The organism is Cupriavidus sp. CuC1 (assembly GCF_044627735.1).
GTDB classification, from domain to species: domain Bacteria; phylum Pseudomonadota; class Gammaproteobacteria; order Burkholderiales; family Burkholderiaceae; genus Cupriavidus; species Cupriavidus ulmosensis.
Genome location: NZ_JBIUHC010000001.1, coordinates 95,960 through 117,744 on the forward strand (window position 1 = coordinate 95,960; position 21,785 = coordinate 117,744).

Consider the following 21,785-nt stretch of genomic DNA (forward strand, 5'->3'; position numbering starts at 1 on the left):
AGTTGCGTTTCGAGCACCTGGTGGAGATCAACGATCCACAAAATATCCAGTTGGACACGCTCACGCCGGAGCAGCTCTGGCAAGGGCTGGTGCTGCGCAGTGCCGAGCCCGAGCTGTTTGTGATGGGGCTGGACCGCGCGGAGATCGTGGAGCGGGGCGACGACTGGGTCGAGCGCAAGCTGCATTTCGGCAAGGCCACGATCCGCGACCGCGTCGTTTTCGAGCAGCGCCGTGTCGTGCGCTATGAAACCGCCCCCACCGACGAGCACGCCGGCGGCACCCTGACCATGGCGATCGAGACGCCGGGACCGGGCGCGTTGCTGCTACGCTTTGTCTACGAAACCACCATGCCCACGGTGGACGACAGCGGCGATGACCGCTTCGCCGAAATCGTCAAGTCGGCCTATCACGAGGCCGACCTCGACACCGTGCGCAAGATCCGCGAACTGGCCGCCCTCGGACGGCTGGGGTGAGCGGGCAGCCCTCGTCGCCTGCCGCCGGCAGGCAGCCGGGCGGCCCGACCCGTGAGTCGCTGCGGGCGCGCTATGGCAGCCGTCATCGCTGGCTGGTGCTGCTGACGCTGATGCTGGGCACGGTCTCCTCGATCGTGTCGTCGACCATCGTCAACGTGGCCATTCCCGACCTGAGCCGGCATTTCGTGCTGGGGCAGGACAGCGCGCAATGGGTGGCGGCCAGCTTCATGATCGCCATGACGCTGTCGATGCTGCTCACGCCGTGGCTGCTTAACCGTTACGGCCTGCGCCGCACCTTCATGGGCAGCCTGCTGCTGCTGGGCACGGGCGGGATGGTCGGCGGATTCTCGCCGACCTATGGCGTGATGATCGCCATGCGGGTGGCCGAGGGCATTGCGGCGGGGATCCTGCAGCCGCTGCCCAATATCCTGATCCTGCGGGTGTTCGAGGAGCGCGAGCAGGGCAAGGCGATCAGCATGTTCGGCTTTGGCGTGGTGCTGGCGCCGGCGCTGGGGCCCAGCGTGGGCGGCTTCCTGGTGGAGGCCTTCGGCTGGCGCTCGATCTTCTTCGTGGTGGTGCCGCTGACGCTGATCGGGCTGTGGATGGCGCGCCGCTTCATGGCGGTGGACTCGGCCATGATGGGCGAGCGCAAGCCGCTCGACTGGCAGGGCCTGGGCCTGGCCGGCATTGCCACCGTGAGCCTGCTCAACGGGCTGGTGCAGATGCGCGAGAGCGTGCCCGCCGGGATGGCACTGGCTGGCTTTGGCGTGCTGATGCTGGTGGCGTTCGTGCTGTGGCAGTTGCGCGCGGCGCATCCGCTGATGAATATGCGCCTGTACAGCTACCGGCAGTTTTCGGCCGGGGCGGTGGTGGCGTTCATCTATGGCGCCGGGCTGTTCGGATCGACCTACCTGCTGCCCGTCTACATGCAGATGGCGCTGGCCTATACGCCGTCGCGCGCCGGGCTGGTGCTGCTGCCGGCCGGCATCGCGCTGGCCCTGACCATAGCGGCGGCGGGGCGGTTGACCAATCGCATCTCTGCGCACCTGCAGGTGTCCTTCGGGCTCGCGCTGCTGTCGGCCTCTTTCCTGCTGATGGCGATGGGGTCCCAGGCCACGCCTTACCTGCTGCTGGTGGGGTTTGCGGTGCTGGGGCGGATCGGGCTGGGCTGCATCCTGCCTTCGCTGACGCTGGGCTCGATGCGTGGCGTGGATTATTCGCTGATCGCGCAGGGTTCCAGTTGCATCAACTTCATCCGGCAACTGGGTGGCGCGATCGGGGTGAGCCTGGCGGGTGTAGGCCTGCAATGGCGGCTGGCCGCGCAGGGCGCGGTGCTGGGCGCCGACGGCGATCCGGCCGCGCGCATTCGCGCTTTCGACGAGACCTTCCTGGCGGTCGGCCTCGTCATTGCGACCGCCATCCTGGCGGCCTGGCGGATCCGGCCCAGGCCGCTGGCCGAAGCGTAAATCCGGGGGCCGGCGCAGGGCCGGCTACCCGATTTGGCTTCAGGCGGTGGCGCCGCTGCGCAGCTCTTCCACCAGCGCGATGTATTTTTCCTGCGCCTCTTCCTGGGCGGTGCCCTTGAGCGTTTCCCAGGCTTCGAACTTGTAGCGGCCGACGAAATCGGTCATGCCCGGCTTGTCGCCATGTGCGTCGCCCTCGCTGCCTTGCTTGAACAGCGCGTAGAGGCGCAGCAGGGTCATGTTGCTGGGGCGCTCGGTCAGTTGCTTGATGTCGATCTGGGCTTGGGCGAAGCGTGCCTGCAGGTCGCTCATGGGGTTCTCCTGGCTGGATGGGGGAAGCGTTCTGGATTCGGTGTTCGGGAAAAACCCGGCAGCCGCGATGATAGCGCCCGCGACCGCGCGTTTGAGCCGGAAGAGGCCGAAGAACGCTTCAGTCCGGCGCGCCGGGGCGGGGTGTGCGCACCGCGCTAGTTCGGCTTTTGAGGTCGCTCCGGATACAATCTCGCCATGTCCTGGATTCTTGCAGTTGAAACCTCCACCGAGTGGTGTTCCGTGGCGCTCGGGCGCATTGCCGATGGCGGCGCCCTGGAGTGCCTGGTTCGTCATGAACACACCGGCCCGCGCTCGTCCTCCCGCGTGCTGCCGGCCGCCGGCGAGTTGCTCGCCGAGGCCGGCATTGCCCTGTCGGACTGTGCCGCCATCGCCTTTGGCGCGGGGCCAGGCTCCTTCACGGGCCTGCGCACCGCCTGCGGCGTCGCCCAGGGCCTGGCCTTTGGCGCCGACCTGCCGGTCATTCCCGTCAATTCGCTGATGGCCTGCGCCGAACGCGTGCGCCTGGGCGGGGAAGGCATGCCCGCGTTGCCGCCTGACGTATCGGTGCTGGTAGCGCTGGACGCCCGCATGGACGAAGCCTATGCAGGCGCGTTCCGCTGGGACGGCGCCGCGCAGGAGTGGCAGGCGGCGACCGACATGCAGGTGTGCCCGCCGGAGGCCGTCAGCCTGCCCCCCGGGCCGTTCTGGCTGGCGGGCAGTGCCGCTGCCGTGTTTGGCGAGCGCCTCAAGGCCACGGCGCTGGCATTGCACAGCGTGCCCGAGGCCTTGCCCGCGGCGCCGGCCCTGGTATCGATTGCCCTGCGCGCGCTGGCCCGCAATGAAACCGTCGCGGCGGCCGATGCCAGGCCGATCTACCTGCGCGACAAGGTGGCCCAGACCATCGCCGAGCGCCAGGCCGTGGCGGCGCAGCGCGCTGCGCTGGCCGCGGGAGAGCAGCCGTGAGCGTCGAGCGCAACCAGCCACCGGGAAGCGGCGCGGCCAGTTCCGGCCGCGGCGCGGATGCCGCGTCCGGCGCCGGATACGAATGGCCTGAAGTGCCGGTGATGCCAAGCTTGCCGGCAGGCTGGAGCATCGGCCGCATGACGGCGCTGGATGTGGAAGCCGTGGCGCAGATCGAGGCCCGGGCCTACAGCCACCCATGGACGCGCGGCAACTTCGAGAATTCCGTCAAGGCCGGGCACATCGGCCTGACCTTGCGGGATAACGGGGGCGTGCTGATCGCCTACACGGTGCTGATGCCGGTCGTCGACGAGATGCACCTGCTCAATATCACCGTGGACCCGGAGCGCCAGCGTGGCGGCCTTGGCCGGCTGCTGCTGGCCGCTGCCATGGCTACCTCGCACGCGCACCATCTCCACACCATGCTGCTCGAAGTGCGGCCTTCCAACGTGGGCGCCATCGAGCTGTACCGGCAGGCAGGCTTTGCCGAGATCGGCCGGCGCAAGGGCTATTATCCCGCAGCCGGCCAGGCGCGTGAGGATGCGCTTGTGCTGCGCCGTGCATGGGCACCCACGGAGGCCATGCCATGAGCCGCCGCGCCAGGTTCCTCGAAGTGCTCGGCATTGCCGATGAATGGGTGCTGCGCCGCGCGCCGGCCCTGCCGGAGGCCGTCGAGCCATCCGCGATGGCGGGGCTCGCCGACCCGAGCGCGGAAGTTACCGCCGTCCACGAAGACACGGCTTCGCGCGAAGCGGCCCAGGCCGCGGTGACGCTTGCCGCCGTGGCCGACGCTCGCGTGGATGAGGCCCAGGCCGAAGCAGCGCCGTCCGCGTGGTCGGCGCAAGCCGATATGGACGCGGCAGCCCCGGCCCCGGCCACGGCCGAAGTCGCCGTCGCGCGCATGCCGCCAGAGCCTGTGGCGGCGGATACCAGTACGCGCGAGGCCGTGATTGCCCGCCTGGACTGGGCCGCGCTCGAGCAGCGGGTCTGCGGCTGCAACGATTGCCAGTTGTGCGATGGCCGCACGCAGACCGTGTTTGGCGTGGGCGACCGCCAGGCCGAATGGATGCTGGTCGGCGAAGCCCCGGGCGAAAACGAGGACAAGCAGGGCGAGCCCTTCGTGGGCCAGGCCGGCAAGCTGCTTGACAATATGCTGGCCGCCGTCGGCCTGGCACGCGGGCGCAACGTGTTTATCGCCAACGTGCTGAAGTGCCGCCCGCCCGGCAACCGCAATCCCGAGCCGGAGGAGGTCGCGCAGTGCGAGCCTTACCTGCGCAGGCAGATCGCGCTGATCCAGCCCAAGCTGATCGTGGTGCTGGGGCGCTTTGCGGCTCAGTCACTGCTGCGCACCACCACACCGATCGGCAAGCTGCGCGGCACCGTCCATAGCTACGAAGGCATTCCGGTGGTGGTGACCTACCACCCGGCCTACCTGTTGCGCACCTTGTCCGACAAGGCGCGTGCCTGGGAAGACCTGTGCCTGGCCCGCGAGGTACATGCCCGTGCGGGAGCCAAGGCCTGAGTTCACGCTAAGCCCCGGCGGCGCCATCGAGATGGCGCCGCTCTGGCGCCATGCCGCCTCGCAGCGCCTGCGCGAACTCGCCTGGTGTTCGCTGTCGCCTCCGTTGCTGGCATTCCTGCCGACGGACGAGGCAGGCAATCCCATCATCAATGGCAACGCCCCCGGGCGTTCGCAAGCGGCGCTCGCGCGCTGGCCGGAAGGGGCGCTGGCCGCCTGGCAGCGTTGGCTGCCCGCTGCCGACCCGGCCGCGCTGCCCCCCACCATTGCCGAGCTCGCCGCAGGGCTGGAGCAGCAACGCGTGCGCGGCCCGTCGCCCGCGCCCAGCCTGCGGCTGGGCCGGCATGCGGAGCGCCTGCTGCAATTCACGCTGGAACACACTGAGGGGCTGGAACTGCTCGCGGCGAACCTGCCGGTGCGCCGTGCCGGCGCGCACGGCGTGCAGACCCTGGGCGAGCTTGATTTTGTCTGGCGCGACGTGGACAGCGGCGCGACCGTGCACTGGGAGATGGCGGCCAAGTTCTACCTGCTGGTCGAACCCGCGGCGGATGGCGCGCCGCGCGGCGGCGGGGCCGGCGCTGCCGTGCTGGACCGCCATTGCTTCGTCGGCCCCAACCTGGTGGACCGCCTGGGCGACAAGCTCGAACATATCGTGCGCAGGCAGCTGCCGCTGTCACGCACCCCCGAGGCCCTGGCGCTGCTGGGTCGCCCGGTTGACCGCAGCGAGGTCTACCTGCTCGGCTGGCTGTTCTACCGGGACGGCGTGGTGCCGGCCGCCATCGGCAGCCTGGGCATCGCCCCGGATCACCTGCACGGATGGTGGTCCACCTTGCCGGACTGGCTGGCCTGGGCTGGCAAGCGCGAGGGCTCGCGCTGGTACCGGCTGCCGCGCTCGGCGTGGATGGCGCCGGCCAGGGTGGCCCAGGCGCACACGGAAACCGCCGAAGCGATCCATGAGGCGCTGGCACTGCGTTTTGCGGAGACCCATCACGAGAAGAACTGGCGCCGGGAAGCGCCGGTGATGCTGTGCGAGGTGGAGCCGGCGGGGCAGCCCGGCGTGTGGCGGGAGCGTACCCGCGGGTTTGTGGTGCCGCCGGGCTGGGAGGAGCGGGCGCGCGAGCGCATCTCCTGGCCGGTAGGCTGACCTGGCCCGCGGGTCAAGCGATGCTTAGTGGTGCTTGTCCTCGCCGATCATGGCGAGCGAATTGAAGTTGCGCACGTTGTAGCGGTGCTGGCGCATTACCAGCAGCATGGTGACGCACACGAAGATGCCGAAGGCGACGATGACGATCCCGATCGGCACATTGAGCTTGATGAGCAGCGCGTACAGGCACAGCATCAGCAGCACCGAGACGTTCTCGTTGAAGTTCTGCACGGCGATCGAATGGCCGGCCGACAGCAGGACGTGCCCGCGGTGTTGCAACAGCGCGTTCATCGGCACCACGAAGTAGCCGGACATGCCTCCCACCAGCATCAGGAAGACGTAGGCGATCGCCATGTACAGCGGCATGTGCATGCCGAGCACATTCAGCGAAATGTCAGGCAGGCTGTTCTTGGTGTAGAAGGCCATCAGCATCACCACCACACCCATCGCCACGCCATACGGCAGCACCGACAGCGACTTGCGCAGCGGGATGCGCATGGCCGCCATCATCGCGCCTACCGCCACGCCCACCGCCACCACCGCTTGCAGCAGGGCGCCTTGCGACAGGTTCAGGCCGAGCGATTTTTCCGCCCACTTCAGCACGATGAACTGCAAGGTGGCGCCGGCGCCCCAGAACAGCGTGGTCACGGCCAGCGAAATCTGGCCGAGCTTGTCGCGCCACAGCGCGGTAAAGCAATCCGCGAACTCTGCGATCAGCTTGATCGGGTTCTTTTCCTGCTGCGGGTAGCGGGCCCCCGTCTCGGGGATGAACAGGTTGAACACGGCCGCGATTACGTAGAACAGCATGATCACCACCATGGCTGCCTCGGCCGGGGTGTGGATGCCAGTGTCGATGTAGGGAACATCGATGCCGAGCAGAAGCTTCGAAATGTGCACCGAGATCAACGCGCCGCCCACAACGGTGCCCAGAATGATCGAGCACACCGTCAGGCCTTCGATCCAGCCATTGGCGGCGACCAGTTTCTCGGGCGGCAGCAGCTCGGTGAGGATGCCGTACTTGGCGGGCGAGTACGCCGCTGCGCCGAACCCGACGATGCCGTAGGCCAGCAGCGGGTGCAACCCGAACATCATGATGGCGCACCCCGCTATCTTGATGGTGTTGGTGATGAACATCACCTTGCCCTTGGGCATCGAGTCGGCGAAGGCGCCCACGAAGGCGGCCAGTACGACGTAGGACAGCACGAAAAACAATTTGAGCAGCGGCGTCATCCACTGTGGGGAGTGCAACTCGGTCAGAAGGGCGATAGCGGCGATGAGTAACGCGTTGTCGGCCAGCGAAGAGAAGAACTGCGCGGCCATGATGGTATAAAAACCCTTCTTCATACTTTGGACTCTGACTCCATCGCTATCACCGTACATGTCAGGCTGCAGCGCGCCGCTAGGCGCTGTTATTGCCTGAAGGGAACCTGGGCCCGCGTCGTTGTCAAAATGATGCCCGGACCAGCCGTGGGATCGGTGCGCAGCCTGCCTGACTGTGTTCGACATATTGCATCACTTTTAAAACATGGCCGGAACGTCCGGCTTTATAACACGAAAATAAGGCGATTCCGAGCTTCCACGGGCCGCCGGTTGGACAGCGCAAGCGCGCAGCGATTCCCTAAATGTTTGGCCTAATGTGTTCAAATAACGTCTGCGCGACGCGCTGCGCGTACCGGGTCTTCCCGGATATGGTGCATCCAGGCGGCGGGAGTGGTCAGGCCAGCCAGCCAGGACTCCCGCCGATCCGCCGCGCCGCAAGCCCCTCGAAGCACTAGAAGCACTAGAAGCGATCTCATGCCAAGACCCATTCACGCCGTCATTCACCAACCGGCCCTGGCCAACAACCTGGACGTAGTGCGCCGTTGCGCACCCCAGTCGCGCGTCTGGGCCGTGATCAAGGCCAACGCTTATGGCCACGGCATCCGCCGTGCATTCGCCGGCCTGCGCGCCGCCGATGGCTTCGGCTTGCTCGACCTGAACGAAGCCGTGCTGCTGCGCGAGCTGGGCTGGCAGGGGCCGATCCTGTTACTAGAAGGTTTCTTCCAGCCGCAGGACGTCCCTTTGCTGGAGCAATACCGTCTCACCACCGCGGTGCATTGCGAGGAGCAGCTGCGCATGCTGGAAGTGGCGCGCCCCAAGGGGCCGCTGGGCATCCAGCTCAAGCTCAACACCGGCATGAACCGGCTGGGCTTCCGCCCGGAGCAGTACCGCACGGCGTGGGAGCGCGCGCGGACCCTGCCATGCGTAGGCAGCATCGTGCACATGACCCATTTCTCGGACGCCGACAGCGCGCGCGGCATCGCGCACCAGCTGGAAGTGTTCGACGCCGCCACCGCCAACTTGCCGGGCGAGGCCAGCTTGTCCAACTCGGCCGCCACGCTGTGGCATCCCCAGGCCCATCGCGCCTGGGTTCGTCCCGGGGTGGTGCTGTACGGTGCCTCGCCCTCGGGCGTCGCGGCCGATGTGGCCAGCTTCGGGCTGCAGCCGGCCATGTCGCTGCACAGCGAGCTGATTTCGGTGCAGGACCTGCAGCCGGGCGATACCGTCGGCTATGGCTCGCTGTTCAAGGCCGAGCGGCCGATGCGCATCGGCGTGGTGGCTTGTGGCTATGCCGATGGCTATCCGCGCCACGCCGCGGGCTGGGGCGACAAGCCGGCACCGGTGCTGGTCGATGGCGTGCGCACCCAGCTGGTGGGCCGGGTCTCCATGGACATGATCTGCGTCGACCTGACGCCTTGCCCGAAGGCCAAGGTGGGCAGCGCCGTGACCCTGTGGGGCCAGGGCTTGCCGATCGACGACGTCGCCATGGCCAGCGGCACCGTGGGCTATGAGCTGATGTGCGCGCTGGCGCCCCGGGTGCCCGTCACCGTGGCGACCCTGACCGCGCCGGAGCAGCCTGCGCTGGCCTGAGCGGCCATGCAAGGCAGGGGCCGGGACCTTCGTCCCGGCCGGCGACCGATTCCGAGCCCCGCCATTCCCCTCAGCATCCCCTTCAGCATCCCCTAGGACCTCAGTTGGCCAAGCCCAAGAACGTCTATACCTGCACCGAATGCGGCGGCACCTCGCCGCGCTGGCAAGGCCAGTGCCCGCAGTGCCAGCAATGGAACACGCTGGTGGAGAGCGTGGCGGAAACCCCTTCGACCAAGCGCTTCCAGCCGCTGGCGGCCTCCGCCATGGTGCAGCGCCTGTCCGAGATCGACGCCGCCGACGTGCCGCGCTTTTCCAGCGGCATCGAGGAGTTCGACCGCGTGCTCGGCGGCGGCCTGGTGTCGGGCGGGGTGGTGCTGATCGGCGGCGATCCCGGCATCGGCAAGTCCACCTTGCTGCTGCAGGCCTTGGCCAACCTCTCGGCGCAGCGCCGCGTGCTGTACGTCAGCGGCGAGGAGTCCGGCGCGCAGATCGCGCTGCGGGCGCAGCGCCTGGGCGTGGACAGCCCGCACCTGGCGCTGCTGGCCGAGATCCAGCTCGAGAAGATCCAGGCCACGCTGGAGGTGGAGAAGCCCGAGGTGGCGGTGATCGACTCGATCCAGACCTTGTTCTCGGATGCCTTGACCTCGGCGCCGGGCTCGGTAGCGCAGGTGCGCGAATGCGCGGCCCAGCTGACCCGGATCGCCAAGAGCACCGGCACCACCATCATCCTGGTGGGCCACGTGACCAAGGACGGCAGCCTGGCAGGCCCGCGCGTGCTGGAACACATCGTCGATACCGTGCTGTATTTCGAGGGCGACACACATTCCTCGCACCGCCTCATCCGCGCCTTCAAGAACCGTTTTGGCGCGGTCAACGAGCTGGGCGTGTTCGCCATGACCGAGCGTGGCCTGCGCGGCGTCAGCAACCCGTCCGCGCTGTTCCTGTCGCAGCATGAGCAGGTGGTGGCCGGTTCCTGCGTGCTGGTGACGCAGGAGGGCACGCGGCCGCTGCTGGTGGAGGTGCAGGCGCTGGTGGATACCGCGAACGTGCCGAACCCGCGGCGCCTGGCGGTGGGGCTGGAGCAGAACCGGCTGGCCATGCTGCTGGCGGTGCTGCACCGCCATGCCGGCATTGCCTGCTTCGACCAGGACGTCTTCCTCAACGCCGTGGGCGGGGTCAAGATCACCGAGCCGGCGGCCGACCTGGCGGTGCTGCTGGCCATTCACTCCTCCATGCGCAACAAGCCGCTGCCACGTGGCCTGGTGGTGTTTGGCGAGATCGGCCTGGCCGGGGAGATCCGTCCCAGCCCGCGTGGGCAGGATCGCTTGCGCGAGGCGGCCAAGCTGGGCTTCTCGATAGCCGTGATTCCCAAGGCCAATGCGCCCAAGCAGAAGATCGACGGGCTGGAAGTGATAGCGGTGGAGCGCCTGGAGCAGGCGATTGACCGGGTTCGGCATATGGAGTGAGGCTTTCAGCCTGTTCCTGCCCCTTTCGATGCAATTTTGGGTATATTCCGAAGCACTTTTTTTAATCGGAGTTCATCCATGCGCACTTTCAATGTCCGCCTTCACGCTGGCGTGCTAGCCGCGATCGGCTGCGGCGCCACGCTGCTGTCGCTGTCCGCCGCCGCTGCTCCTGCCGATGCCACCAAGGCGTTCTTTGACGCGGCGCTGTGCAAGCCGCCCTATACGACCAAATCCGCCACCGCGATCTACGACGCCGCCGAGAAGCTCGCCAAGGCGGACATGTCCAAGTTAGGCGCCGCCATCTACAAGCTGCCGCGGCCCATCGGGAAGGACGGCTTCGATAGCGATGAGGTGGTATTCGCGGGGACGTCGGTGGGTGTGCTGGTGCAGGGCCAGCAGGCCGATGCGCTGGCCGCGCGCTACCAGCTCAAGCCGGAGGCTTCCACGTTGCTGGGCACCGCCACCAAGGGCTTCGCCCGTGCACTGCCGGCCGGCCAGCAGCCCAAGCCGGATCTCGGCACGGTATCCATCGTGGCGCGCGAAAGTGCTGCGCTGCCGGGCAAGACGCTGCTGATCTGCGAATTTGTCAGCCACACGGACGCGCAGGCACTCAAAGCCTACGAGCGCAGCCGGGCGGAGCAGGGCGCCGCCGTGCGCTGACACTGGCCCAGGAGAAACGTCACCATGCGCGATCAACGCACTTCGGCGGCAGGTGCGGCTGGCGATGAGCCGGTCGTGCTGGAAACCGCACGGCTGCGCCTGCGCCAGTGGCGTGCGGCGGATTTCGCGCCCTTTGCCGCGCTCAACGCCGATCCGGTGGTGATGGCGTGTTTCCCCGCGCCGCTGGACCGCGCGGCCAGCGACGCCATGGCGCTGCGCTGCCAGGCGCTGATCGCCGGCCGTGGCTGGGGCCTGTGGGCGGTCGAGCGCAAGGACGATGAGGCATTTGTCGGTATGGTCGGCCTCAACGAGCCCGCGTGGGCCTTGCCGTTCTCCCCCTGCGTGGAAACCGGCTGGCGCCTGGCGCAGGCGTACTGGGGGCAGGGCTATGCGTTGGAGGCGGCGCAGGCCGCGCTGCGCTTTGGCTTCGAGCAACTGGCGCTGGCGGAAATCGTCTCGTTCACCGCGCTGCCCAACGCCCGTTCGCGGGCCGTGATGGAGCGGCTGGGCATGGTGGCGGACGGCACCTTCGAGCACCCGGCCGTTGCGCCGGGCAGCCCGCTGCGCCAGCACTGGCTGTACCGTTTGCCGGCGCAGCGCTGGCGCGGCTTGCCCGGCGACGTGCGCGCACCCTGAAGGCCACGCGCTTGGCGCCTGGCTGGCCGCTATACTGGGCCCCGTCATCCGTCCACGCCACGCGAGCCATGCGCCAGCCTGTCACCGTCATCGACGTACCCGCCTCCAGTTTGCTCGCGCCCAGCCTGGCCAGCGCCGACTTTTTCGACGCCTATCGCGTGGGCCTGGCCGATGCGGGGCAATCCGCGCTGGAAATCTATCTGGACATGGTCTCGCGCACGCCGGCCTGGGTGACTTGCCTGATGACGCTGCGCAACCGCGTGGTGGCGTTGCTAGGGCTGAAGGACCTGGGCAACCTCGGCGACGTCGATGCCGGCAAGCCGGCCAGCGCCTACCGCGTGGGCGATCGCGTAGGCATCTTCTCGCTGCTCGCGCTGTCCGAGCGCGAGGTGGTGCTCGGCGACGCGGACAAGCACCTGGAGGTGAAGCTGTCCATATGCAAGCTGGATCCGCCCGAGCCGGCGGCCGGCGGCCAGCCCTCGGTGGCGGTGTCCACGGTAGTGCACAACCGCAATGCGCTGGGGCGCGTGTACATGTTGTTCGTGGCGCCCTTGCACCGGCGCATCGTGCCTGCCACGATGGGCGGCATAGGCGCGGGCGCCTGAGCCAGGGCAGCGCGCGGCGGCGGTATGGCGGCCTGCGTCAATCCGCCGCAAGCGGCGGCGAGCCCATCGCGCGGGATTGCGCGGGCATCTTTCGCAAAATCGGTAATAATGTGCCTCGTATTGCGCGTCGGCGAATGTCGTCCGGCCCTTTTTTGCTAGTGAGCCATGCAAGCCAATTCCCGTAGTTTCTTTTTGCTGATCGCCGCGATTTCGTTCGGCCTGGTCGGCTACGCCCTCTACCTGCAGCATGTGGAGGGCTACCAGCCTTGCCCGCTCTGCGTGATGCAGCGCTTTGCCTTCGTCGGCATCGGCCTGTTCTCGCTGCTGGCCGCCATTGCGCAGAACACGCGCAGCCTGTGGCAGGGCCTGGGCATGTTGTCCGGCGTGGCCGGCATCGCGGTGGCGGGCTATCACGTGTCGCTGCTGCTCAACCCCAAGGCCAGCTGCGGCATCGATCCGCTGGAGAACTGGGTCAACCAGTTGCCCACGGCCAAGATATTGCCGCAGGTGTTCTACTCGGACGGCATGTGCACCACGCCGCTGCCCCCGATCTTCGGCCTGTCGATCCCGGCCTGGTCGCTGATCTGGCTGTTCATCCTGACCGCCACCCTGGCGGTGGGCATGATCCGGCGCGAGAAGAACTACCGCTGATCTGCCCGGCCTGCCTGCCGCTGCCGGCTGCTGCCGGCACGTGCATCCCGGGGGCTGGCGCCCCCGGCACCCTTCACGCGATTACACGATCAGACCAATCAGACGATCAGCTCGATCTGCTCCTGCAGTTCCAGCCAGCGCTCCTCCAGCGCGTCCAGCTCGCCGCCGACCTCGCCCTGGCGCTTGAGCATCTCCATCAGCTTGGCCTTGTTGGCCTCCGCGTAGCTGGCCTCGTCGGCCATGAACGTGTCGATCTCGCTCTTGGCCTGCTGCAGCACGGCCATGCGCTTTTCCACCTTTTCCAGTTCCTTGGTCAGCGGCTTGCGCAACTGCGTCAGGCGCTGGCGCTCGTCGGCCTCGGCGCGGCGCTGGTCGCGCCGGTTGGCGGTGGCGGCGGCCGGCGTGTCGCCGTCTTCTTGCGTGTGGGTCGCGCTCGCCGCGTTGCGCTTGGCCGCGGCTTGCTTGAGCAGCCAGTCGCGGTAGTCGTCCAGGTCGCCGTCGAAGGGCTGGATGGTGCCGTCGGCCACCAGCAGGAACTGGTCGGTGGTGGCGCGCAGCAGGTGCCGGTCGTGCGAGACCACGATCAGCGTGCCTTCGAACTGCGCCAGCGCCATGGTGAGGGCCTCGCGGGTATCGAGGTCCAGGTGGTTGGTCGGCTCATCCAGCAGCAGCAGGTTGGGCTTCTGCCAGACGATCAGCGATAGCGCCAGGCGGGCCTTCTCGCCGCCGGAGAACGGCTCGATCGGTGCGGTGGCCATTTCGCCGCGGAAGTTGAAGCTGCCGAGGAAGTCGCGCAGCTCCTGCTCACGGGTGTCCGGCGCGAGCCGGGCCAGGTGCTGCAGCGGGGACTCGTGGTCGCGCAGCGTTTCCAGCTGGTGCTGGGCAAAGTAGCCGATCTGCAGGCCCTTGCCCTGGCGCAGCGTGCCGGCCAGCGCTTCCTGCGAGGCGGCCAGCGTCTTGACCAGCGTTGACTTGCCCTGGCCATTGGCGCCCAGCAGGCCGATGCGCTGGCCGGTCTGGATCGACAGCGTGAGGTTGTGCAGGATGGTCACGGGCGGCGCGTCCGGCGCGGGAGCGGGATAGCCGCAGTCCACGCGTTCGAGCACCATCATCGGGTTGGGCGCCGAATCCGGCTCGCGGAATTCGAAGGCAAAGCCCGCGGCGATATGCACCGGTGCCAGCCGTTCCATCTTCTCCAGCGCCTTGACCCGGCTCTGCGCCTGGCGTGCCTTGCTGGCCTTGGCCTTGAAGCGGGTGATGAAGGACTCGAGGTGGGCGATTTCCTTCTGCTGGCGCGAGTAGGCGGACTGCTGCAGCGCCATCTGCTGCAGGCGCAGCGTCTCGAACTGGCTGTAGTTGCCGCCGTAGCGGCGCAGCTGCTGGTTCTCGATATGCACCGTGACATTGCAGATCGCGTCGAGGAATTCGCGATCGTGGGAAATCATCACCAGCGTGCCCGGATAGCGCGCCAGCCAGTCTTCCAGCCAGACGATGGCGTCCAGGTCCAAGTGGTTGGTGGGCTCATCGAGCAGCAGCAGGTCGGATGGGCACATCAGCGCCTGCGCCAGGTTCAGCCGCATGCGCCAGCCGCCGGAGAACGAGGCCACCGGCTGCGACACCTGCGCCAGCGTAAAGCCCAGCCCCAGCAGCAGGGCCTCCGCGCGCGCCGGCGCCGTGTAGCCGTCGGCATCGGCAAAGGCAGCGTGGGCTTCGCCCTCGGCACTGCCGTCGCCGCTCGCCTGGGCGGCTGCAATGCGCGCTTCGATGTCGCGCAGCCGGGTATCGCCGTCGATGGTGTACTCCACCGCGCTGCGCATCACCGCGGGGGTTTCCTGCGCCACGTGGGCAGTACGCCACTGCGGCGGGATGGCCACGTCGCCGCCGTCCGCCTGCAACTCGCCGCGCAGCATGGCAAACAGCGTCGACTTGCCACTGCCGTTTGCACCGACAAGGCCGACGCGCTCGCCGGGGTTCAGCGTCACGCTGGTGTGGTCGAACAGCACCTTGGTGCCGCGCTGGAGGACTAGCTGGTCGATTCGGATCACGGGAGGGGAAAGGCTGAAGAAGGCTGCGGGTCTGGGGCGGTTGCTTTGTTGCTCTAACCGGCCCCGGCATGGCACGGGGCAACCCGGCATTGTAGCCGCTTCGCATGGCAGCGCCTCCGGAACGCGCGGCGCATGGCGCATGGCCGTCTTCGTTGCCTCCGTTACTAGGTGAAAACCCTTGGGCTGGTAAAACTCTATTTTCATGGCATAGGCTTTGCGTGTAAATTTATTTACATGGATGCGCGCCGGATGAAAACGATGTTTCCCGCCGCGCGCGTCTCCGACCAACCCACCCCCCGCGCCATGACCAACGGTACCAACGGCTCCTCCGGCAACAACGGCAACAACGGCAGTGCTTCAATCTCGGAGCGCATCGCCCGCGCCTTGCCCACGCTCACGCCGGCGCACCAGCGCATGGCGGAGTACGTGCTGGGCAATCCGTTCCGCGCCGCCACCATGCGCATCGACGAATTCGCCGATGCCGCGGCGGTGTCGGTCGCCACCGCGAACCGCTTCGCGCATGCGCTGGGCTTCGAAGGCTTCCCGCAGTTCCGCGCCGAACTGGTGCGCGGCTTCGAGGCCACGCTTGCACCAGTTGAGAAATTACGCACCGAACTGGCGCGTCCTGCCACGGTGGCCGAGGTGTTTGCCGCGTCGCTGGAAGAGGACGTGCGCAACCTCGAAGCCTCGCGCCGCGCGCTCGATGCCGAGACCTGCGAGCGCGCGGTGGAGGCCATCCTGGCGGCCGAACGCATCTTTGTGGTGGGCTTCGGCGCCAGCGGCTTCCTGGCCGGGCTGCTGCAGCATGGGCTGGACATGTCTTGCCGCACCGTGATCTCGGTCTCGGGCGCGGGCGGCGCGTCCACCGCGGCGCGCCAGTTGTTCAAGCTGCAGCCGCGCGACCTGCTGATCGTGATCGGCTTCCCGCGCTATGTGTTTGACACCGTGACCATCGCCAAGCGTGCCCGCTCGCATGGCGCCCGCATCCTGGCGCTGACCGACGGGCCCACTTCGCCACTGGCGCCGCTGGCCGATATCGCGCTGTACGCCCACACCGGGCGCCAGCTCTCGGCCAATTCGGATGCGGCCGTGCTGGCCTTTATCGAGGCGCTGTGCGGCGCGGTGGCGTATCGCGCCGCGCATGCCGTCAAGGCCGCCGCCGAGATGACCGACTTCCTGCTGCCGTGGCTGCACGGCGTGCCGCCGGGACAAGGGCGTGAGCAGCGCCACGACGAAGCGGCCAATGGCCGCCCCAAGGCGGCCTCGCCACGCCGCAAGAAATCTTCCCCGAACGCATCGTGAACCTCATGAACACCCCAGTCATTGCTATCCACGGCGGCGCCGGCACCATCACCCGTGCCGCCATGAACGCCGCCAAGGAAGCCGAATATACCGCCGCGCTGAGCGCCGTGCTTGAAGCCGGCCAGCGCGTGCTGGCCGACGGCGGCAGCGCGCTAGATGCCGTCACCGAGGCTGTGCGCCTGCTGGAGGATTGCCCGCTGTTCAACGCCGGCCGCGGCTCGGTGCTGACCCACGCCGGCACCTACGAGCTGGACGCCGCGATCATGGACGGCGCCACGCTGGGCGCCGGCGCGGTGGCCTGCGTCAAGCGCCTGCGCAACCCGGTGCTGGCTGCGCGCGCGGTGATGGAGAAAAGCCAGCACGTGCTGTTCGCCGGCGAAGGCGCGGAAGCCTTTGCCGAGGCCCAGGGCCTGGAACTGGTGACGCCCGACTATTACTTCACGCAGGCGCGCACCGATCAGTGGGAACGCGCGCGCGCCGCCAGCAGCATGACCCTGCTGGACCACGACGCCGCTACGCTGGCCGCCGAGCCCATCGACCCGGACACCAAGTTCGGCACGGTAGGCGCGGTGGCGGTCGATGCGCAGGGGCGCCTGGCCGCGGCGACTTCCACCGGCGGCGTGACCAACAAGCAGGTGGGCCGCGTGGGCGATACGCCCATCGTCGGCGCCGGCTGCTTTGCCGACGACGTGGCGGCGGTGTCCGCCACCGGCACCGGCGAAATGTTCATCCGCACCGTGGCCGCGTACGACGTGGCGGCGCAGATGCGCTATGCGGGCGTGCCGCTGGAAGAAGCCGCACGCCGCGTGGTGATGGAAAAGCTGCCCGCCATCGAAGGCCGCGGCGGCCTGATCGCCGTGGACCGCGAAGGCAACGTCACGCTGCCGTTCAATACCGAAGGCATGTACCGCGGTTTCGCCCGGGTGGGCGAGCCGGTCAATGTGTGGATCTACGGCTGAGCGCGCGCGAGCACGACGGCGGCATCCGCACAGCAAGCACGCACCAAACACGCATCAAGCGAAGCATCAACCTAGGCACTAAGGGGGCCCAGTGGCTGCATCCTCTTCCCAGTCGACCATCGTCCTGCCACCGCAACGCGTGGTAGCCGTCAACGATCTCACCGTGCGTTTCTCCACCTCGGAGCGCACGGTGGAAGCCGTGCGCAACTTGTCCTTCCACGTCGATCGTGGCGAGACGCTAGCCGTGGTGGGCGAATCGGGCTCGGGCAAGTCGGTGACCTCGCTCGCGCTGATGCGCCTGGTGGAACACGGCGGCGGCAAGATCGCCACCGGCAGCATGGCGCTGCGCAGGCGCAATGGCCAGGTGCTCGATCTCGCCACCGCCGATGGCGCCGCCATGCGCCGCGTGCGCGGCAGCGACGTGGCGATGATCTTCCAGGAGCCGATGACCTCGCTCAACCCGGTATTCCCGGTGGGTGAGCAGATTGCCGAATCGATCCGCCTGCACCAGGGCAAGAGCCGCGCCCAGGCGCGCGCCGAGGCCCTGCGCATGCTGGAGATCGTGCGCATTCCCGAGGCGCGCCGCGTGCTGGACCGCTTCCCGCACCAGCTCTCCGGCGGCATGCGCCAGCGCGTGATGATCGCCATGGCGCTGTCGTGCAAGCCGGCGCTGCTGATCGCCGACGAGCCCACCACGGCGCTCGACGTCACCATCCAGGCCGAGATCCTGCAACTGATCCGCAACCTGCAGTCCGAGATGGACATGGCCGTGGTGTTCATCACCCACGACATGGGCGTGGTGGCCGAAGTGGCCGACCGCGTGCTGGTGATGTACCGAGGCGAGAAGGTCGAGGAGGGCACCTCCGAGCAAGTTTTCGGCAAGCCCGCGCATCCCTACACCCACGCGCTGCTGTCCGCGGTGCCCAAGCTGGGCGCCATGCGCGGCACCGACTGGCCGGCCAAGTTCCCGCTGGTGCAGCTGGACCAGGGCGAGCCGGTGGCGACGGTGCCGCAGGACACGGTGGCGGTGGACGCCTCGCCGATCCTGCGCGTGCGTGACCTGGTGACCCGCTTCGACGTGCCCGGCGGCCTGCTGGGCCGCGTGGCGCGCCGCGTGCATGCGGTGGAGCGCGTGAGCTTTGACCTATACCCCGGCGAGACGCTGGCGCTGGTGGGCGAATCCGGCTGCGGCAAATCCACCACCGGCCGCTCGCTGCTGCGCCTGGTCGACAGCCAGAGCGGGAGCATCGAGTTCAATGGCCAGGACATTAGCCATATGCACGGCAGTGCGCTGCAGACCCTGCGCCGCAATATCCAGTTCATCTTCCAGGACCCGTTCGCCTCGCTAGACCCGCGCGTGCCGGTGGGCTACTCGATCATGGAGCCGCTGCTGGTGCACAAGGTGGCCAGCGGCAAGGAGGCCGAGCAGCGCGTGGCCTGGCTGCTGGAAAAGGTGGGCTTATCGGCCGCGCACGCGTCGCGCTACCCGCATGAGTTCTCGGGCGGCCAGCGCCAGCGCATCTGCATCGCGCGCGCCCTCGCCCTGAACCCGAAGGTGGTGGTTGCCGATGAATCGGTTTCCGCGCTCGACGTTTCCATCCAGGCGCAGATCGTCAACCTGATGCTGGACCTGCAGCGCGAGATGGGCATTGCATTCCTGTTCATCTCGCACGACATGGCGGTGGTGGAGCGCGTGAGCCACCGCGTGGCGGTGATGTACCTGGGCCAGATCGTCGAGATCGGCCCGCGCCGCGCCATCTTTGAAAACCCGCAGCACGCGTACACCAAAAAGCTGATGTCGGCGGTGCCGATCGCCGATCCGGCGCGCCGCCACCTCAAGCGCGAGCCGCTCCTGGAGGAGATGCCCAGCCCGATCCGCGCGCTTGGCGACGAGCCGCTGGTGCAGCCCCTGGTGGCGGTCGGCGGCAACGCCGCTTCCCATCATTTTGTAGCACGGCACGCCATCGGCGGCGCCTACTGAGCCGACGCATGAACCGACGCATGAACCGACGTAATGAACCGACGCAACCCCAAGGAGAATCGATGATGACCCGTTTTCGTCTGGCCCCTTCCAAGCTGATCGCCGGTGGCCTGGCCCTGGCCGCGCTCGGCGCAGGTCCCGCCTTTGCCGCCAAGGACGCCGTGATGGCGGTGTACTCCACCTTCACCACGCTCGACCCGTACGACGCCAACGACACGCTGTCGCAAGCCGCCGCCAAGTCCTTCTACCAAGGCCTGTTCGGCTTCGACAAGGACATGAAGCTGGTCAACGTGCTGGCCGAGAGCTATGAAGCCAGCAAGGATGGCCTGACGTACACCATCAAGCTCAAGAAGAACGTGAAGTTCCACGACGGCACCACCTTCGATGCCGCCGCCGTCAAGGCCAACTTCGACCGCGTAACCAACCCGGCCAACAAGCTCAAGCGCTACACGCTGTTCAACCGAGTGGCCAAGACCGACGTGATCGACCCCAACACCGTCAAGGTCACCCTGAAGGAGCCGTTCTCGCCCTTCATCAACGTGCTGGCCCACCCGTCCGCCGTGATGATCTCGCCCGCCGCGCTGCAGAAGTACGGCAAGGACATCGCCTTCCATCCGGTCGGCACTGGCCCGTTCGAGTTCGTGGAGTGGAAGCAGCCCGATCACCTGAAGGGTAAGAAGTTTGCCGGTTTCTGGAAGACCGGCTATCCCAAGATCGACACCATCACCTGGAAGCCGGTGGTGGACAACAACACCCGCGCCGCCATCATGCAGACCGGCGAAGCGGACTTCGCCTTCAGCATTCCGTTCGAGCAGGCGGCCGTGCTCAAGGGCAGTGCCAAGGTGGACCTGATCGCCTCGCCGTCGATCATCCAGCGCTACCTGAGCATGAACACCATGGTCAAGCCGTTCAACGACCCCAAGGTGCGCCAGGCCATCAACTACGCCATCAACAAGGAAGCGCTGGCCAAGGTGGCGTTCGCCACCTATGCCACGCCGATGGACGGCGTGGTGCCCGCAGGCGTGGACTATGCCGAGAAGCTGGGCCCGTGGCCGTATGACCCGGCCAAGGCGCGTGCGCTGCTCAAGGAAGCCGGCTACCCGAACGGCTTCGAGACCACGCTGTGGTCCGCATACAACCACACTACCGCGCAGAAGGTGATCCAGTTCGTGCAGCAGCAGCTGCAGCAGGTCGGCATCAAGGCGACCGTGCAAGCGCTCGAAGCCGGCCAGCGCGTCGAGAAGGTCGAGAGCGTGCAGAAGCCGGAAGACGCCGGCGTGCGCATGTACTACGTGGGCTGGTCGTCGTCGACCGGCGAGTCCGATTGGGCCCTGCGTCCGCTGCTGGCCTCCGAATCGATGCCGCCCAAGCTGCTGAACACGGCGTACTACAAGAATGACCAGGTCGATGCGGACATCGCCGGTGCCTTGCGCACCACCGACCGTGGCGAGAAGGCACGTCTGTACAAGGATGCGCAGGAGCAGATCTGGAAGGATGCACCCTGGGCGTTCCTGGTGACCGAGAAGGTGCTGTTCGCGCGCGCCAAGCGCCTGACCGGCGCCTACGTGATGCCCGACGGCTCGTTCAGCTTCGACGACATCGACATCAAGCAGTAAGCGCATTGGCTTGACGCGAGGCACGTCCCATCAGAGCGGTGCCACGCGGTCAGTCATCGCTTAGCGGTACAGCGCAGTAAGCCGTGCACGGCCGTCTGCCCGCAGTCGCGGGGGCAGGGCGGGCGGCCCGCGGTCTTTAATCATCCGGTGCTTCATGCTGAATTACTTTCTCAAACGATTCCTGGGCGTGATCCCCACATTGCTGATCGTGGCAGTGCTGGTGTTCCTGTTCGTCCACCTGTTGCCGGGCGACCCCGCCCGGCTCGCGGCCGGCCCCGAGGCCGACCAGACCACGGTGGAGCTGGTGCGCCGCGATCTCGGCCTGGACAAGCCGCTGCCCGAGCAGTTCGTGCATTTCTTCTCGAACGCCTTGCGCTGGGAGTTTGGCAATTCGCTGCGCACCAAGCGTGCGGTCAGCGAGGAAATCGGCGACCGCTTCAAGCCGACCCTGTACCTGACGCTGGCCTCGATGGTGTGGGCGGTCATTTTCGGCATGGTGATCGGGATCAGCTCGGCCGTGTGGCGCAATCGCTGGCCCGATCGCTTCGGCATGACGCTGGCGGTGTCCGGCATTTCGTTTCCCGCCTTTGCGCTCGGCATGCTGCTGATGGAAGTGTTCTCGGTGCAGCTGGGCTGGCTGCCGTCGATCGGCGCCGATACCTGGAAGCACTACATCCTGCCGTCGATCACGCTGGGCGCCGCGGTGGCCGCCGTGATGGCGCGTTTTACCCGCGCCTCCTTCGTCGAGGTGCTGAATGAAGATTTCGTGCGGACCGCGCGCGCCAAAGGCGTGGGCGAGTTCCTGGTGGTGGCCAAGCACTGCCTGCGCAACGCCATGATTCCGGTGGTGACCATGATGGGCCTGCAGTTCGGCTTCTTGCTGGGCGGCTCGATCGTGGTGGAAAAGGTATTCAACTGGCCTGGCCTCGGACGCCTGCTGGTAGACGCGGTCGAGATGCGCGACTATCCGGTCATCCAGGCCGAGGTGCTGCTGTTCTCGCTCGAGTTCATCCTGATCAACCTGGTGGTCGACGTGCTGTACACCGTCATCAACCCCGCCATTCGTTACAAGTAAGTGAGGCC

The 21,785-nt window shown here is 67.4% G+C and carries 20 protein-coding genes; 17 read left to right on the forward strand and 3 right to left on the reverse strand.

Annotated features, from left to right (window positions below):
* The first annotated feature begins 2 nt into the window (after positions 1–2).
* Together ACGLHR_RS00475 and ACGLHR_RS00480 are read left to right on the forward strand one after the other, a co-directional pair.
* Positions 3–473: an SRPBCC family protein gene (locus tag ACGLHR_RS00475; protein WP_400091236.1), complete on the forward strand. Its 471-nt coding sequence runs from the start codon at positions 3–5 to the stop codon at positions 471–473.
* Complete coding sequence (locus ACGLHR_RS00480; protein ID WP_400091238.1) at positions 470–1,939, forward strand: DHA2 family efflux MFS transporter permease subunit; 1,470 nt, start codon at positions 470–472, stop codon at positions 1,937–1,939. The genes ACGLHR_RS00475 and ACGLHR_RS00480 overlap by 4 nt, the downstream gene beginning before the upstream one ends.
* 39 nt (positions 1,940–1,978) lie before the next feature.
* Here ACGLHR_RS00480 and ACGLHR_RS00485 read toward each other — a convergent pair whose 3' ends face one another.
* Positions 1,979–2,248, reverse strand: a complete 270-nt coding sequence (locus tag ACGLHR_RS00485; RefSeq protein ID WP_400091240.1) for an acyl-CoA-binding protein — start codon at positions 2,246–2,248, stop codon at positions 1,979–1,981.
* Positions 2,249–2,443: 195 nt separating this feature from the next.
* On the opposite strand from ACGLHR_RS00485, the gene tsaB reads away from it, so the two are divergent.
* From tsaB to ACGLHR_RS00505, 4 genes are all read left to right on the forward strand, one after another.
* Positions 2,444–3,211, forward strand: a complete 768-nt coding sequence (gene tsaB, locus ACGLHR_RS00490; RefSeq protein ID WP_400091242.1) for a tRNA (adenosine(37)-N6)-threonylcarbamoyltransferase complex dimerization subunit type 1 TsaB — start codon at positions 2,444–2,446, stop codon at positions 3,209–3,211.
* Between the two features lie 101 nt (positions 3,212–3,312).
* Positions 3,313–3,798, forward strand: coding sequence for a ribosomal protein S18-alanine N-acetyltransferase (gene rimI / locus ACGLHR_RS00495; RefSeq protein WP_400091308.1), 486 nt, complete (start codon positions 3,313–3,315; stop codon positions 3,796–3,798).
* The gene (locus ACGLHR_RS00500; RefSeq protein WP_400091244.1) at positions 3,795–4,730 is read left to right on the forward strand and encodes a uracil-DNA glycosylase family protein; all 936 of its coding nucleotides are present in this window, start codon (positions 3,795–3,797) and stop codon (positions 4,728–4,730) included. Before rimI ends, ACGLHR_RS00500 begins: the two co-directional genes overlap by 4 nt.
* On the forward strand, positions 4,705–5,871 hold the full coding sequence (locus ACGLHR_RS00505) for a DUF1853 family protein (RefSeq protein WP_400091245.1): 1,167 nt from the start codon (positions 4,705–4,707) through the stop codon (positions 5,869–5,871). The genes ACGLHR_RS00500 and ACGLHR_RS00505 overlap by 26 nt, the downstream gene beginning before the upstream one ends.
* Before the next feature lie 24 nt (positions 5,872–5,895).
* On the opposite strand, the gene lplT is transcribed toward ACGLHR_RS00505, so the two are convergent.
* Entirely contained in the window at positions 5,896–7,215 is a 1,320-nt protein-coding gene (lplT, locus tag ACGLHR_RS00510) for a lysophospholipid transporter LplT (protein WP_400091246.1), read from the reverse strand.
* A gap of 450 nt (positions 7,216–7,665) precedes the next feature.
* Between lplT and alr the strand changes: the two genes are divergently transcribed.
* The 6 genes from alr (at position 7,666) to ACGLHR_RS00540 (ending at position 12,799) form a co-directional block, all read left to right on the forward strand.
* On the forward strand, positions 7,666–8,781 hold the full coding sequence (alr, locus tag ACGLHR_RS00515; protein WP_400091247.1) for an alanine racemase: 1,116 nt from the start codon (positions 7,666–7,668) through the stop codon (positions 8,779–8,781).
* A 104-nt stretch (positions 8,782–8,885) separates the two neighbouring features.
* Positions 8,886–10,247 carry a DNA repair protein RadA gene (radA, locus tag ACGLHR_RS00520; RefSeq protein WP_267603393.1) on the forward strand — a complete coding sequence of 454 codons (1,362 nt, stop codon included), beginning with the start codon at positions 8,886–8,888 and terminating at the stop codon, positions 10,245–10,247.
* Positions 10,248–10,325: 78 nt separating this feature from the next.
* Positions 10,326–10,907: a hypothetical protein gene (locus tag ACGLHR_RS00525; RefSeq protein WP_400091251.1), complete on the forward strand. Its 582-nt coding sequence runs from the start codon at positions 10,326–10,328 to the stop codon at positions 10,905–10,907.
* A gap of 24 nt (positions 10,908–10,931) precedes the next feature.
* Positions 10,932–11,543 carry a GNAT family N-acetyltransferase gene (locus tag ACGLHR_RS00530; RefSeq protein WP_400091253.1) on the forward strand — a complete coding sequence of 204 codons (612 nt, stop codon included), beginning with the start codon at positions 10,932–10,934 and terminating at the stop codon, positions 11,541–11,543.
* Between the two features lie 68 nt (positions 11,544–11,611).
* On the forward strand, positions 11,612–12,148 hold the full coding sequence (locus ACGLHR_RS00535; protein ID WP_400091255.1) for a DUF2867 domain-containing protein: 537 nt from the start codon (positions 11,612–11,614) through the stop codon (positions 12,146–12,148).
* A gap of 165 nt (positions 12,149–12,313) precedes the next feature.
* A complete protein-coding gene (locus ACGLHR_RS00540) occupies positions 12,314–12,799 on the forward strand; it encodes a disulfide bond formation protein B (RefSeq protein WP_183031231.1) in 486 nt (161 codons plus the stop codon).
* A 98-nt stretch (positions 12,800–12,897) separates the two neighbouring features.
* Here ACGLHR_RS00540 and ACGLHR_RS00545 read toward each other — a convergent pair whose 3' ends face one another.
* Complete coding sequence (locus ACGLHR_RS00545) at positions 12,898–14,844, reverse strand: ATP-binding cassette domain-containing protein (RefSeq protein WP_400091257.1); 1,947 nt, start codon at positions 14,842–14,844, stop codon at positions 12,898–12,900.
* A gap of 303 nt (positions 14,845–15,147) precedes the next feature.
* Here ACGLHR_RS00545 and ACGLHR_RS00550 point away from each other — a divergent pair, with 303 nt between their 5' ends.
* From ACGLHR_RS00550 to gsiC, 5 genes are all read left to right on the forward strand, one after another.
* Positions 15,148–16,146 (forward strand): MurR/RpiR family transcriptional regulator, encoded by a 999-nt coding sequence (locus tag ACGLHR_RS00550; protein ID WP_400091309.1) that lies wholly within the window; start codon positions 15,148–15,150, stop codon positions 16,144–16,146.
* A 5-nt stretch (positions 16,147–16,151) separates the two neighbouring features.
* On the forward strand, positions 16,152–17,105 hold the full coding sequence (locus ACGLHR_RS00555) for an isoaspartyl peptidase/L-asparaginase family protein (RefSeq protein ID WP_267603380.1): 954 nt from the start codon (positions 16,152–16,154) through the stop codon (positions 17,103–17,105).
* 91 nt (positions 17,106–17,196) lie between these two features.
* A complete protein-coding gene (locus tag ACGLHR_RS00560; protein WP_400091258.1) occupies positions 17,197–19,086 on the forward strand; it encodes a dipeptide ABC transporter ATP-binding protein in 1,890 nt (629 codons plus the stop codon).
* A 62-nt stretch (positions 19,087–19,148) separates the two neighbouring features.
* Positions 19,149–20,702 carry a glutathione ABC transporter substrate-binding protein GsiB gene (gene gsiB / locus ACGLHR_RS00565; protein ID WP_400091260.1) on the forward strand — a complete coding sequence of 518 codons (1,554 nt, stop codon included), beginning with the start codon at positions 19,149–19,151 and terminating at the stop codon, positions 20,700–20,702.
* Between the two features lie 154 nt (positions 20,703–20,856).
* Positions 20,857–21,777 carry a glutathione ABC transporter permease GsiC gene (gene gsiC, locus ACGLHR_RS00570; protein ID WP_400091261.1) on the forward strand — a complete coding sequence of 307 codons (921 nt, stop codon included), beginning with the start codon at positions 20,857–20,859 and terminating at the stop codon, positions 21,775–21,777.
* The last annotated feature ends 8 nt before the right edge of the window (positions 21,778–21,785 follow it).